Raw genomic sequence first — 14,088 nt, forward strand, 5'->3', positions numbered from 1 at the left:
TTCGTGGCGCGCCCGGCATGATTCGAACATGCGACCTACTGATTCGTAGTCAGGCACTCTATCCAACTGAGCTACGGGCGCGTCGAGAAGTCGGTTACTATGGACAAGAGGCTTCATCGTCAAGCAGTTTTTTCCCGAATTTCATTTTTTTTCTTTCCCCCCTCCCAGGCATGCGTTCCAAATGTCATTTTCCCGCCGCCGCCTTGACAAGGCCGGGGGAGTGCCCAACTTGAATGCTTTATTCACGCGCCATCAATGAGCGCACCCCATAAGGAAGAAATCATGCAGGAAATGCGCGGAACAACTATTCTGGCGGTCAAGGACGACAAGGGCGTGTCCGTGGCCGGCGACGGTCAGGTCACGCTTGGGCAGGCCATCGCCATCAAGCACGGAGCCCGCAAGGTCCGACGTCTGTACCGTGACCGCATCGTATGCGGTTTTGCCGGGTCCACGGCCGACGCCTTCACGCTGTTCGAAAAATTTGAAGCAAAACTTGAAGAATTTGGTGGAAATCTGGTCCGTGCCAGTGTGGAGCTGGCCAAGGACTGGCGCAGCGACAAGTATTTGCGTCGTCTTGAGGCCATGCTGCTGGTGGCCGATGCCGAGAATATCCTCATGCTCAGCGGCACCGGGGATGTCATCGAACCTGACGACGGAGTGGCCGCCATCGGCTCCGGCGGGGCCTACGCCATGTCTGCGGCCCGCGCATTGCGCCGCCATACGGACCTTCCGGCCGAGGACATCGTGCGCAAGTCCATGGCCATCGCGGCCGAGATCTGCGTGTACACCAACGACCACATCATCTTTGAAACCGTGACCAGGAACTCCTGATGAATACATTGACCCCCCGTGAGATCGTGTCCGAGCTGGACAAATACATTGTCGGCCAGAACCAGGCCAAACGCATGGTCGCCATAGCCCTGCGCAACCGCTGGCGCCGCCGTCAGCTCGACCCCGAGCTGGCCGAGGAGATCGCGCCCAAGAACATCCTCATGATCGGCCCCACAGGCGTGGGCAAGACCGAAATCGCCAGGCGTCTGGCCCGGCTGGCCGGTTCCCCGTTCATCAAGGTCGAGGCCACCAAGTTCACCGAGGTCGGCTATGTGGGGCGCGATGTGGAATCCATCATCCGCGACCTGATGGAGATCGGCGTCAACCTCGTCCGCCAGGAAGAGGAGGCGAGCGTGCGCATAAGGGCCGAGGTTTCGGCCGAAGAGCGTCTGCTGGACCTGCTTTTGCCCACCAAGCCGCTGGAATCGGCCGGAGTCGATTATATCGGCCCTGAATCCCAGGCCGCCGATTCGACCCGTGAAAAGCTTCGTCAGCTGTGGCGGGCGGGCAAGCTCGACGACCGCCTGGTGGAGGTTGAGGTCTCCGCCGGAGGTGGCGTGCAGGTCATGGGCGTGCCGGGCATGGAAGGCATGGAAATGCAGATGCAGGACATGTTCTCCAAAGTCTTCCCCAAGAAAAAGAAGACCAAGAAAGTGGCTGTGAAGAACGCTTACGATATCCTCATCCAGTCCGAGTGCGAGCGCCTTATCGACATGGACAAGGTGCACGAAACCGCCCGCGAACGGGTTCAGGAATCGGGCATCGTCTTTCTGGACGAGATCGACAAGATCTGCGGCGGGAACAGTTCGGGCAAGGCCGACGTTTCGCGCGAGGGCGTGCAGCGCGACCTTTTGCCCATCGTCGAGGGCAGCACCGTCAACACCAAGTACGGCATGGTCCGCACCGATCACATTCTCTTCATCGCGGCCGGAGCCTTTCACATGTCCAAGCCCTCGGATCTGGTGCCCGAGTTGCAGGGGCGCTTTCCCCTGCGCGTCGAGCTTGCGGCCCTGACCAAGGATGATTTCTATCGCATCCTGACCGAGCCCCAGAACGCGCTTACCGTGCAGTACAAGGCGCTGCTCGGCACGGAAAAGATCGAGATCGTGTACAGCGACGAGGCGCTTCATGAAATCGCCCGTTTTGCCCAGAAGATAAACGAGGAAACTGAAAACATCGGCGCGCGCAGGCTTTACACAATCATGGAGAAGATTGTCTCCGACCTGTCTTTCGAAGCCCCGGACATGGACGCCGCCACGGTGACCATCGATCGGGATTACGTCACGGCGGCTCTGCGCGATGTGCAGGAGGACCGGGATCTGACGCGCTACATTCTGTAGGCTTCGGTAAAATAGGTCCGCTGAAAAAGGAACGCCTGCTGATTTGCAGGCGTTCCGCCTACCATAGAGTCTTCTTCGCAGAGAGGAGGCTTCATTCCGTTTACCACAGCGTCATCCCCGCGAAGGCGGGGATCCATTCCGTGCTTGATATACCAGCCTGGAACAAGAAGGATCCCCTTCTTCAAGGGGATGACATTGGTTCATGCATTTTGATCAGTTCCTGAGTCGCAATAGCTGGTCCTTGCTCCGTCCAAGCGCTCCGGGTTGGTCCGGGGCAGGGTCGCCGACTGTCTGACTGAGCCTGGCATCGTTTGTTGAATCGTTGCCTGGCGTGCTGATCGATCTTGCCGTCCTGCACGCAGCGATTCAACTCTACGAGGCCCGCGATGGAGTTTCGGCGGTCCCTGGCCCGGACCAACCCGGAGCGCGTCCGCCCAGAGAGCCTGTCTTTGCGGATTCTTCATCTTTGCTGATCAGTGATCCCGCCCCCAAGCCCCATTCATCATTGTGCTTGAATTTTCCCCCCCACCTTGCCAAGGTATTTCCGCACGCCGTCAAACCGGCCCCATTCCCCACCTTTCACGTCCGCGAGGGAGCCATGTCACAAGAAGCATTGAGAGCCGCCTTTCTTCTGGAGGCGCTGCCTTATATCCGCGAGTTTTACGGCCAGACCATCGTCATCAAATACGGCGGTCACGCCATGAAGGACGAGGCCCTGCGCAAGAGCTTCGCCCTGAACATCCAGCTTTTGCGTTACATCGGCGTCAATCCGGTCATCGTGCACGGCGGCGGGCCGCAGATCGGAAACATGCTCAAGCAGCTCGGCATCACCTCCGAGTTCCGCCAGGGCCTGCGCGTCACCGACGACGCGACCATGGACGTGGTCGAGATGGTGCTGGTGGGTAAGGTCAACAAGGAGATCGTCAATCTGATCAACACCCAGGGCGGCCGGGCCGTGGGCCTGTCCGGCAAGGACGGACGGATGATCTGGGCCCAGAAGCTGGAGATGGCCGTGGAGCGCGCCGACGCGCCGCCCGAGATCATCGACCTTGGCAATGTCGGTGAGGTCGTGGCCGTGGACACTTCGGTCATCAGCTCCCTGCAGGCCGCCAATTTCATTCCGGTCATCGCCCCGGTGGGCGTGGACGAGGAAGGGCACACCTACAACATCAACGCCGACTCGGTTGCCAGCGCCGTGGCCGTGGCCGTGGGCGCCAAGAAGCTCATCCTGCTGACCGACGTGCCCGGCGTTCTGGACAAGAAGGGCGAGCTCATCTCCTCCATGACCCTGCATCAGGCGGTGCATGCCCTGGAGCAGGGCGTGGTCACGGGCGGCATGATCCCCAAGATCAAGTGCTGCCTGGAGGCCGTGGACGGCGGCGTGTCCAAGGCCCACATCCTGGACGGCCGGGTGGAGAACGTCATCCTGCTCGAAATGTTCACCCAGGGCGGTATCGGTTCGGAGATCACGAGCAAATAGTCCTGCCTTGCATTGCCACGCAGCCCGGTTCCGCTTTGGTGGTGGCCGGGCTTTTTTGCGTCCTCCCGCGCAAGGTACATGCGCCTGTTTGACCCGCCGCTTCGTGCCCTTGACCGGCGAGCCGGGGAGGACGGTACATGCGTGCATGCATTGCCGTCCGTCTTGCCGGTGAGCGTGCTGGATTATGAGGGGGGGGGATGCGGTGCTGGGCGTGAAAGTGCCGACGCCCTGAAAGAGGGCCGGGTAAGGCCGTGATAGCGGCGCCGGTTGTTCTGGGCGGCGAGGACCGTCTGTTGCCGGAACCCAATCATGCCGCATTTGTGCTTTGGGCGGTGCTTGGCCTGGGGGTGGTCCTGCTTGGGTTCATGGCGTGGCAGCTGGTGCGGACCCTGGATCAAAAAAAAATGACTGCCGGACGTCACCTGATCCGGCAGTCGACAAAAGCAGCGCAGGTCTAGTTCAGGGTCGCCTGCACCAGGCGCACGTTGTTCATGACGTCATCTATCAGCCCGGGACTCAGCAGGATTTCCCGGGCTTCCTGTTTCGAGACGATCTCGCGGAAGCTGGGGTCGAGCTGGTTGAGCCTGCGGACATCGTCGAGCAGGGTGCCGTGCGGCGAGATGAGCTTGGCCACCTGGTTGGCCAGAAAAAGCACGGTCATGCTCTTGGCCTGCTGCCCGTCGCATTCGAGCTGGGAAATCGGGAGCAGGCCGGGGAGATGATGGCTCAGGACCAGGGTGCGCAGCTGCTCCGGAATGCTGCCGCTCCTGGCCATGATCTGGGCGGCCTGGATATGGGTGGCCATGAGGCGCTCGTATTCACGGTCCAGGGTTTGGGGATACACTTCGCCCTCCTCGGGATCCTTGACCAGCAGGATGAGCACGAGCTTGCCGATGTCGTGCATCAGTCCCGCCGTGTACAGGGCGCCGCTGTCCAGGTCCTGCCTGGCCCTGGCCATGTACGAGGCGGCGATGGCGGTGGAGTTCATGTGCTGCCAGATGTTCTTGAACATGCGTTGATGTTCAGGGTGCTTGTACAGCGAATAGGGCATGACCCCGAAGGCGATGAGGTTTTTCAGATTGGTCAGGCCCAGGATGTTCACGGCCGTGTGGATGGATTTGACATCCGTGGCCACGCGAAAAAACGGGGAATTGATGGTTTTCAGCACGCGCGAGGAGAGCAGTGGGTCGCGGGTGACCAGATCGCCAAGTTCCTTCATGCTGACGCCGGGCTTGTCGATGGCGGCCAGGGAGGAATGCAGGGTGCCGACCTTGTCGAAGGCCTTGACCAGATTCGAGATGGCGGTTTGAGCCAGCGCCGAAGGCGGTTCGTAGACGTGGGTCATCTGGTTGCCGGTGGTGGACGGCGTACCTGAGTAGATGTGATCCAGGGCGCGGATCAACACCGATTCCCACTCATTGAATGTATTTTGCTCAGTGACGATCGGGTTTATCTTTACGGGATCATGATCCTCGCCGACGATGGGTTCCAGTTCCGGCTTGCGCGACACATAAAAATACATGAGCGCTGCAAAAGCAAGCAGGGCTGGTACTACGAAAATGTATGACATGATTACCCCGTGAGAAAAGAAAATATGTGGAATTTCCTTAAGCACGAGGGTGCGTGATTGCAATGAATTTTATCATGCATCATATGCATCGTAAAATTGTCTGAAATATAGAATGGATCATTATGCAACGCCATGAAAAAAGCCTCCGATGGCGGAGGCTTTTTTCATGGCGAATGGAGTGGAATCAGAGTCCGGCGTCGTCCACAAGCTCCATGCTTCTGGCCGCGCGTACCTCGTCGAGGCGCTCCACTGGAGTGGTCACGGGAGCGTTTTGAATTGACTGCGCATCGGTATCGACACGTCCGAGTATCTCGATCAGGTCATCGACGAATCCATCAAGGGTTTCCTTGCTTTCCGTTTCCGTAGGCTCGAACATCAGGCATTCCTTGACGATGAGCGGAAAGTAGATGGTCGGGGCGTAGTGTCCCTTGTCGAGCAGGGCCTTGGCCAGATCCAGGGCGCGCACGCCCTTTTCGGACTGCTTCGCGGCCGAGGCCACGAACTCGTGCATGCAGATGCGGTCGTGGGGGATTTCAAGATGATCCTCCAGACGCTTGCGCATGTAGTTGGCGGCCAGGACCGCATTTTCCGAGGCGCGCACGATGCCTTCGCGGCCCAGGCGCAGGATGTAGGCGTAGGCTTTGAGGATGACCCCGAAGTTGCCGTAGAAGGGCGCGATGTACCCGATGGATTTGGGATAGTCGTAGTTCAGGTAGTATTGGCCGTCTTCGAGCTTCACCACGCGCGAAACGGGCAGATAGTCCACCAGACGCTTGCTCACGCCCACGGGGCCGGAGCCGGGTCCGCCGCCGCCGTGGGGGGTGGCGAAGGTCTTGTGCAGGTTCAGGTGCACGACGTCGAAGCCCACGTCGCCGACACGCATCTTGCCCATGATGGCGTTCAGGTTCGCGCCGTCGTAGTAGAGCAGCCCGTCCACGCCGTGGACCAGCTTGACGATGCGTTCCAGGCCGCATTCAAAGAGTCCCAGGGTGTTGGGGCAGGTCATCATCAGTCCCGCGACCTCGTCATCCAGGACCTTTTCCAGCTCGTCGGGGTCGATCATCCCGTTCTTGGATTCGATGGAGACGACATCGTACCCGGCGATGGCCGCCGAGGCGGGGTTGGTGCCGTGGGCCGAGTCGGGCACGATGATCTTGGTCTTCTTGTTGCCCTTGTCGTTGTGATAGGCGGCCATGAGCATGACCCCGGTCAGTTCGCCGTGGGCTCCTGCCATGGGCTGCAGGGTGAAGGCGTCCATGCCGGTGATCTCGGCCAGCAGCTGCTCGGTCTCGTAGAGCACTTCCAGGGCGCCCTGGGTCATGTTTCCGGCTCCCTTGAGCTGCGGAATGAGCGGGTGCACGGAGGTGAACCCGGGCTGGGCGGCCACGACTTCGGTGAATTTCGGGTTGTACTTCATGGTGCACGACCCGAGGGGATAGAAATTGCTGTCCACGCTGTAATTGAGGCGCGAAAGCCTGGTGAAATGACGGATGACGTCTATTTCGGACAGTTCGGGGAGTTTCGGGGCGCAGCCGCGCAGCAGTTCGTCCGGGATGGTGGACGACGGATTCCCCTTGGGGGCGTCGGGCCACACGCCGGTTCTGCCCTTGGCGGAATCGGAGAACATGGTTTTCACAGGGCACCTCCAATCAATTCGGCCAGGATGCCGACGCTCTGCTGTGTGGTTTTTTCGGTACAGGCCACCAGAAGGTGGTTGTCCATGCCCTGATAGTAGCGGCCCAGCGGGAAGCCGGGGACGTATTTGGCGACCAGGAGCTTGTCGATGACCTCGTAGGCGCGCACGGGAAGCTCCACGGTGAATTCGTTGCCGAAGGGCTGGTTGACCACGCGCACTCCGGGCAGCTGCTCCAGACGCCGGGCCGCGTAATTGGCGCGTTCCATGCCGACCTGGGCCGTGCGCTTCAGGCCTTCGGGCCCCAGGAGGCTCATGTACATGAGCGCGCGCAGGGCGCACAGGGCCTGGTTGGAGCAGATGTTGGAGGTGGCCTTCTCGCGGCGGATATGCTGCTCCCTGGCCTGCAGGGTCAGCACGAATCCGGTCTTGCCGGTCTTGTCCACCGTGCGACCGACGATGCGGCCGGGCATCTGGCGGATGAGCTGCTTGTTGCAGGCCATGATGCCAAGGTAAGGTCCGCCGAAACTGAGCGGCAGCCCGAGGCTCTGGCCCTCGGCCACGGCGATGTCCGCGCCCATTTCGCCCGGAGTCTTGAGCAGGGACTGCATGATCGGGTAGGTCGAAATGATGGAGACGATCTTGTGTTCGCGGGCCTTGGTGAAAAGGGCCGTGAAATCCTGGATGGTCCCGAAGAAGTTGGGGTTCTGGACGATGACCGCCGCCGTGTCGTCATTTAGTGCGGCAAGCAGCGCGTCCACGTCCGTCTTGCAGTTCTGGTGGGGGATGGTCACCAGATCGAGCTTCAGGTTCGTGGTGTAGCTGTCGAGCATGACCCTGTAGATGGGGTTCACGCTCTCGGATATGACGATGCGCGTGCGTTTGTTCTGGCGCACGGCCATCATGATCGCTTCGTAGAGCGCCGTTCCGCCGTCATAGAGGGAAGCGTTGGCGTACTGCAGGTCCAGAAGACGGGCCACTGCGGTCTGGTATTCAAATATTGCCTGCAGCATGCCCTGGGAGGCTTCGGCCTGATAGGGGGTGTAGGCGGTGTAGAATTCGCCCCGGCTGCAGAGCGCGTCCACGGCGCTTGGGATGTAGTGATCGTAGAATCCGGCCCCCAGGAAAGAGGTCAGATCCGTGTGGTTTTTGGCCGCCGTCTTTTCGAGCTTCTGGCGGACTTCCATTTCGCTGAGGCCACGAGGCAGATTCAGTTCAGCGGCCCGGAATTTTTTAGGAATGTCCTCGAACAGGGCTTCCATGCTGTCCACGCCGACGGTGGCCAGCATCTCGCTCTGTTCGGCAGGTGTATGCGGTATGAAGGGCATGTCGCCTCCGGATGATGGGCTGCGTCCATCCGGCCGGAGGCGATGAGTTCAGGCGGAAAAGGGTGAACGTTCGCGCAGCGGAAGGGCAGCCTTGATGATAAGGGTTAGTGCGCTTCGGCGGCGCACAGGGCTGCGTAGGCGTCGGCGTCCAGAAGTCCTTCGGGCGCGGAGGCAAGGCGGACCTTGAACAGCCAGCCTGCGCCGAATGCATCCTTGTTGACCAGCTCGGGCGCGTTTTCCAGTTCCGTGTTGACAGCGGTGATCTCTCCGCTGACCGGGGAGTATATTTCGCTGGCAGCCTTGACCGATTCCACGGTTCCGATCTCGGCTCCGGCCTCGGCCTGGTCGCCGGGCTGGGGGAGTTCGACGAAGGTCAGGTCACCGAGCTGTTCCTGGGCAAAATGGCTGATGCCGACCACGGCCTCGTCGCCTTCGATTTTGACCCATTCATGGGATTTTGCGTATAGAAGTTCCTTGGGATTCATGACAGCCTCCAGTGTTGTCTTTTGGAGATTCGGCGCTGGATCTTTCCAGCCCCTTGAGTTCGCGCTGACATAAATATATTGCCACGAAAGCGCAATAAAGAGATGAGGGGCGCGGAAAATAGATTATGCATTACTAATTGTTCTTCGAGGAGGGAGTATGAAATTGGTGCGGTTGGCGGGGCTTTTCATGATGATGTTGTGTGTTTCCTCAAACGCGTGGTGTTCCGGGCTGACTGCGAGTGACGTGCAGGGTTTTATTGCTTCCATGCAGGAACTCAAGCCGTATTTCGATCAGTATGCCGAAGAGAGCGGAGACGACGGTGATTCAGCGAGCACCGCTCAGGTAGTTACAGATTGGGCCCAGGGCCTTAAGGAACAGCGCGATGTGGAGGCCATTCTCGGAAAGCACGGGTTTGACTTCAACACCTGGTCCACGGTTTCCCAGCAGGTGACCCAGGCTTACATGGCCGTAAGGCTTGGCAAGGATGGGCAGGATGTCATGGGCCAGATGCGGCAATCCATTGCCGAGATCGAGGGGAACAAGGACATTCCGGCCGAGTACAAGACCCAGATGATTACCCAGATGCAGACGAGCATGGCGGAAATGGAGAAGGTGCTCACTGCGTCGCCGCAAGATCAGGACACGGTGAAGCCCTTTGTTTCCGAATTGGACGCAATTTTCGAAATGCAGGAATAAGGGCGCGCGAGCTTTGTCGGGCAGATGCCGCCTTCGGGCGGCACCTGTGCTTTGAGGTTGCCTTTGCTTCCATCTAATTTTCAGCAGAGAACAGGCAGCAGGGGCGGCAGGACCGATTTTGCCGATCCGTGCCCAAATTGCTGCGGAATTGTTTTTTGAACAGGAGAATCTTCCCAAGGCCGGTTAAAGTCTGCTATGAAACAGAAAATTTGACGCAAGGGAGGCATTTATGGATCGGAAGACGGTTCTGGTGATCGACGATGAAGAGCATGTGCGAATGCTTTATGCCGAGGAACTTCGCGCCCTGGGCTATGATGTCACACTTTCGGACGGGAGCGAAGATCCGCTGACCCTGGTGGAGGATCACAAGCCCGACCTGATCATCCTCGATATCAAACTTGAGAGCAGGTCGGGACTCGACATGCTCCAGATCATCCGTTGCAAGCATGCCAAACTGCCCATCATCCTGTGCACGGCCTACGACAGCTTTCGCTTCGACCTCAAATCCATCGCCGCCGACGCCTATGTGGTCAAATCGTACGACAGTTCCGAGCTAATGCGGGCGGTTAAAAAGCTCATCTGAAAAAACGCGGCAAGTTCCCACGTCCCTCTTTTTTGTTCTGCATTCGTAAAAAAGCGCAAATCATCTGTCTTTGCGCTTTTTGATTGTGTCCTTCCAAGCGGCCTGCATAAGTCAGATCAATTCCCCGGCAACTTCGTTTTTTCACAAAGTTCGCGGTTGAATCTCTTCTCGTTCGCACTGGCGGGTTCAAAACTTATCAATTATTTTGATATCTCATTTTTTGGTTGCATATCGGCCACTCGTGCCTACTTTCGCGTTTGAAAGAGAATATGGGAGTATATATTTCTTTCAGCACGTATATTCTTAATCATATTATATCAGTTTAGTATGATTTTTATGTGAGATATGTAAAGTTCGGAGGGAATTATGAATGAGGTCTCTAGAGTAGATATTATACTTGTCCATCGATTTTTTTCCACACTTCTTCGAGATGAAGTTGCCAAGGATGCCTTGATCAGCATTGCATCCAGGACCTTTGAAACTCAAGCTTCCGTTGAGAAAGAGGGCAGCGCCCTGGGCAGCTCGATCCTTCGTCTCATGGCCTGTTCCCGAGACAAGGATATTTTGGGGCGTCATGCCGGGCTGCGCTACGAGTATGCCGACCTGTTCTTGAATGCGGGTTCAAACCCCGTTTTTCCGTATGAATCCGTTCATCGCGGCAAGGCGCCAGTGGTCCAGCAGCAGGCTGTTTTCGATCTGCGGGCCAAGCTGCGCGCTTTTGGCGTGCACGTCGATCCTGAATTCCGTGATTTGGAGGATCATATCGCGGTGGAACTCGATTTGTGCGCCCATCTGCTTGAGCAGGGAGACATGGATGGTTATGCATCGTTTTTATCGGAGACGCTCCTGCCCTGGGGACAGCTTTTTTGCGAGCAGCTGGCCTCCTGCGCCCAGGACCCTTGGTATCGGGAATTGGGGCTTGCCTGCGGGGCTTTTCTGGATTGCGCGCACCTGGCGCTTGAAGCTCCAGATGCGGCCGGGGATTGCGCGGCGCTGGCCGAAGGGCTGCGTCAGGCGGCTTTCCCCTTCGGCGCGAGCCTGATTCTGCCCGGAGCGATCGACGCCCGGGAGGACCGGGAGATTCCAACTCATTGCTACACCTGCGGCGCCCTGTGCGGCATGACCGCTAAAGTCAAGGACGGCATTCTGACCGGTGTGGCCGGTTTGCAAGGGGATCCCAAGAGCGGCGGAAGGCTTTGTCCCAAGGGCGGCGCATCGCCCAAGCACGTCTACAGCGCCTATCGGCTCAAGACTCCGCTGATCCGCGAGAATGGCCGCTTTCGCAAGGCAGGGTGGGACGAGGCCTTGGATCTTGTCGCCTCCCGGCTGGCCAGCGTGCCCGAGGGCAAGCTGGCCTATTTTCGTGGCAATGATTTTGCCAACTTCGTGCATGAGGCTTTTTTCGAGCATCTCGGCTGCCCCAAGGGCACGCATCGCACCATGTGCGACAATTCAAGCCGCATGGCCAACGAGCACAACCTGAACGACAAGCGCCCCTGGATCAACTACGACGAGTCGGATTACATCATCCTCTTCGGCAACAACGAGCTGGCCACATCCTACGGGCAGCGCAAGACCGCCGCCTTCAAGAAGGCCCTGGATCGGGGCGCGAAGCTGGTCGTCTTTGATCCGCGCAAGTCCGAAACGGCGGCCAAGGCCACGGAATGGCTGGCCATCGTGCCCGGAACCGACGGCGCGGCGGCCATGGGCATGGCGTACGTGATCATCACCGAGGATTTGTACGACAAGCGGTTCGTGGCCGACTGGACCACCGGTTTCGAGCAGTTCCGCGCCAGGGTCGTGGGCGAGGAGGACGGCGTGGCCCGCACCCCCGAGTGGGCCGAGGCTATCTGCGGCATTCCGGCCGAAACCCTGGCCCGCGTTGCCCGTGAATTTGCCGGGGCCGGGGCCAAGGGCGTGCTGTCCTGGACCGGGCTCGCGCAGACGCCCAACGCGCATTGGGCCACGGCGGCCATCCAGGCCCTGAACGGCCTGTGCGGGACTTTCGACGCTCCTGGCGGACCGAGCCTGCCGTTCAAGCGCAAGCTCGGCTCGGCCTGGCGCGACGGACAGAAAAAGCCCGAAAAGAAGGCCGCCCCTAAGGTCGACTCCTTTGGCCTTTGGTCCGGCTGGTCGCCAGCCAATTTCGAGGATCAGGTTCGAGACGGCAGGATCAGGGCGCTCTTTTCCTATTGGGCCGATCCGGTGCTGACTTGGGGCAACAGCGAATCCGTGGCCCGTGGCCTTGAAAAGCTTGATTTTTGCGTGACCGTCGATGCTTTCATGTGCAACACCGCACTCTATAGCGACGTTGTCCTGCCCGACTCGACCTGGCTTGAACAGCAGCAGGTCAAGCCAGATTGGCTTTACGAGGCGTTCTTGAGCTACTTCGCCGAGGTCGTGCCTCCCATGTACGACTCGTGGCCCATGTACCGGATCATCGAGGGGTTGGCCCAGCGCATGGGCGTGACCGACGCGGTGCCGTGGAAGAACATGGAGGAGGCTTTTGCCAACCAGATGCGCGATCTGCCCTGGAGTTTCGAGGAGCTGCGCGAAAAAGGCTTCATCCTGACCGATGCGGCCGAGTATCACAAATACAGGAAATGGGAGAGCATCAATCCGCCCGCAGGGTACGGCAGTTCGGGGTCCAGCAGGACCGGCAAGTACAACTTCCTCAATCCCGTCAGTGCGGAAAAGGGCGTTGATCCCCTGCCCGATTTCAAATCCATCGAGCAGGACCTGTTGCCGGACGCCGAGTATCCTTTCCTGTTCGGAAATATCCGCCTCCTGCAGCACGAGCACTGTTCGACGTTCAACAATTATCAGCTGATGAAGCTCAGGAAAACCAACACGCTTTTGATCAACACGGCCGACGCCGCCAAGCACGGAATTTCGAGTGGCGACCTTGTTCAGCTGTCCTCGCCCTGGGGGGTCACGCGTATCAAGGCCGACGTCACCGACGACATCCGTCCCGGTGTATTGGCCGCGGCCGGCGGCTACGGTCATGTGCGGGGTCTGGAAGGCGATCCCAAGTATCCCGACATGGGCGGAGTCAACGTGCCCGGCGCGTTGATGCCCCCGAACCGCACGGAGTCCACGGGCGGCACCCCGCTACTCAAGTACATCAAGACAAGGGTGGAACGGGCCGCCTAGATTTCTCCCCTCCCAAAGGCGAAGGCCCCCGGACAGATGGTCTGTCCGGGGGCCTTCGCTTTTTTTCAGAAGAGCAATCGCGTGGCGGGATTCCAGGTCATTACGTGCAATTCCTTAACATCTTTTAATAAAACTACACCTTCTCCCCAATGTGCGACGCGGCAATCGCTGGCAAACTGGTACGAAAATGCCCGCCATTTCCCGACACATAAGGAGAAGCCATGCCGCATCCGTCAGCAAACAGCCCGTGGTTCACATTCGACACTCCCGCCCATTCCGATCTGCGTGTCTACGCCTTTTCCGGTACCGAAGAAGTCCACAAGCCCTACGAATTTGAAATCGAACTGATCCATGAATCGGCGAGCTTTGATTTTGCCGAGCTTCTGGGCAGGCCCGCCTGTCTTGGCATCGCCGATAAAAGCGGCGGCGTGCGTCATGTCAGTGGCGTCATCCGCAGTTTCACGCAACTGCACACCGCCAATGTCCATACTCACTATCGCGCGGTTCTGGTCCCGCGCCTGTGGTTTCTGGGGCTGGTCACGGACCACCGCATCTTCCAGAACATGAGCGTGCCCCGGATCATCGAGCAGGTGCTGAAAGAACAAAACTTCACCGGCGATTCCTACGCCTTCAAGTGCTTCTTCGACTACGCGCCGCGCGAATACTGCGTGCAATACGGCGAGACGGCCCTGCATTTCATCTCCCGCCTGTGCGAGGAGGAAGGCATTTATTTTTACTTCGAGCATTTCCGGGACCGCCACATACTCTGCTTCTCGGACCGGGAGGGCGGCCCCATGATCGGGGGCGAAAGCCTGCTGCGTTTCCATCCCGGAGCGGGCACCGAAACGGATGCGCCCACCGTCAGAACCGTCGAACTGCGTCGGACCATCGGCAGCGACGCCTGCACCTTCCGGGAATGGAATTTTGAAAAAACGCGCCTGAACCTTGAGGTCGGCCAGATGGAGGCGGATCCGCTCAAGGCCCCGGT

Annotated in this window: 12 protein-coding genes and 1 tRNA gene; 8 read left to right on the forward strand and 5 right to left on the reverse strand. The window is 59.0% G+C overall.

The features are described from left to right. Positions 1-4 precede the first annotated feature (4 nt). Positions 5-81, reverse strand: a tRNA-Arg gene (locus BMZ40_RS18695). 174 nt (positions 82-255) lie between these two features. On the opposite strand from BMZ40_RS18695, the gene hslV reads away from it, so the two are divergent. The 4 genes from hslV (at position 256) to BMZ40_RS18715 (ending at position 4,109) form a co-directional block, all read left to right on the forward strand. Next, positions 256-831 (forward strand): ATP-dependent protease subunit HslV, encoded by a 576-nt coding sequence (gene hslV / locus BMZ40_RS18700; RefSeq protein ID WP_281243830.1) that lies wholly within the window; start codon positions 256-258, stop codon positions 829-831. Beyond that, positions 831-2,171: an ATP-dependent protease ATPase subunit HslU gene (hslU, locus tag BMZ40_RS18705; RefSeq protein ID WP_177193277.1), complete on the forward strand. Its 1,341-nt coding sequence runs from the start codon at positions 831-833 to the stop codon at positions 2,169-2,171. The genes hslV and hslU overlap by 1 nt, the downstream gene beginning before the upstream one ends. Positions 2,172-2,769: 598 nt before the next feature. Then, positions 2,770-3,651: an acetylglutamate kinase gene (argB, locus tag BMZ40_RS18710; protein ID WP_092379581.1), complete on the forward strand. Its 882-nt coding sequence runs from the start codon at positions 2,770-2,772 to the stop codon at positions 3,649-3,651. Positions 3,652-3,902: 251 nt separating this feature from the next. Further along, positions 3,903-4,109 carry a DUF3999 family protein gene (locus BMZ40_RS18715; RefSeq protein ID WP_092379561.1) on the forward strand — a complete coding sequence of 69 codons (207 nt, stop codon included), beginning with the start codon at positions 3,903-3,905 and terminating at the stop codon, positions 4,107-4,109. Here BMZ40_RS18715 and BMZ40_RS18720 read toward each other — a convergent pair. From BMZ40_RS18720 to gcvH, 4 genes are all read right to left on the reverse strand, one after another. Further along, the gene (locus BMZ40_RS18720; RefSeq protein ID WP_092379564.1) at positions 4,106-5,221 is read right to left on the reverse strand and encodes an HDOD domain-containing protein; all 1,116 of its coding nucleotides are present in this window, start codon (positions 5,219-5,221) and stop codon (positions 4,106-4,108) included. The genes BMZ40_RS18715 and BMZ40_RS18720 overlap by 4 nt on opposite strands. A gap of 184 nt (positions 5,222-5,405) precedes the next feature. After that, the gene (gene gcvPB / locus BMZ40_RS18725; RefSeq protein ID WP_092379567.1) at positions 5,406-6,857 is read right to left on the reverse strand and encodes an aminomethyl-transferring glycine dehydrogenase subunit GcvPB; all 1,452 of its coding nucleotides are present in this window, start codon (positions 6,855-6,857) and stop codon (positions 5,406-5,408) included. After that, positions 6,854-8,182, reverse strand: a complete 1,329-nt coding sequence (gcvPA, locus tag BMZ40_RS18730) for an aminomethyl-transferring glycine dehydrogenase subunit GcvPA (RefSeq protein WP_092379569.1) — start codon at positions 8,180-8,182, stop codon at positions 6,854-6,856. Before gcvPA ends, gcvPB begins: the two co-directional genes overlap by 4 nt. A 104-nt stretch (positions 8,183-8,286) precedes the next feature. Further along, a complete protein-coding gene (gene gcvH, locus BMZ40_RS18735) occupies positions 8,287-8,667 on the reverse strand; it encodes a glycine cleavage system protein GcvH (RefSeq protein WP_092193150.1) in 381 nt (126 codons plus the stop codon). A 157-nt stretch (positions 8,668-8,824) separates the two neighbouring features. Between gcvH and BMZ40_RS18740 the strand changes: the two genes are divergently transcribed. The 4 genes from BMZ40_RS18740 to BMZ40_RS18755 all read left to right on the forward strand — a co-directional run. Further along, entirely contained in the window at positions 8,825-9,364 is a 540-nt protein-coding gene (locus BMZ40_RS18740) for a hypothetical protein (protein WP_092379572.1), read from the forward strand. A gap of 229 nt (positions 9,365-9,593) precedes the next feature. Next, positions 9,594-9,947 carry a response regulator gene (locus tag BMZ40_RS18745; RefSeq protein WP_092379575.1) on the forward strand — a complete coding sequence of 118 codons (354 nt, stop codon included), beginning with the start codon at positions 9,594-9,596 and terminating at the stop codon, positions 9,945-9,947. Between the two features lie 450 nt (positions 9,948-10,397). Then, entirely contained in the window at positions 10,398-13,100 is a 2,703-nt protein-coding gene (locus tag BMZ40_RS18750) for a molybdopterin-dependent oxidoreductase (RefSeq protein ID WP_245751151.1), read from the forward strand. A 221-nt stretch (positions 13,101-13,321) separates the two neighbouring features. Next, positions 13,322-14,088, forward strand: a 767-nt coding sequence (locus BMZ40_RS18755; protein ID WP_143075699.1) for a type VI secretion system Vgr family protein, incomplete at its 3' end; no start/stop codon positions are given.

The sequence above is a fragment of the Desulfomicrobium apsheronum genome, from assembly GCF_900114115.1.
Taxonomy (GTDB): Bacteria; Desulfobacterota; Desulfovibrionia; order Desulfovibrionales; family Desulfomicrobiaceae; genus Desulfomicrobium; species Desulfomicrobium apsheronum.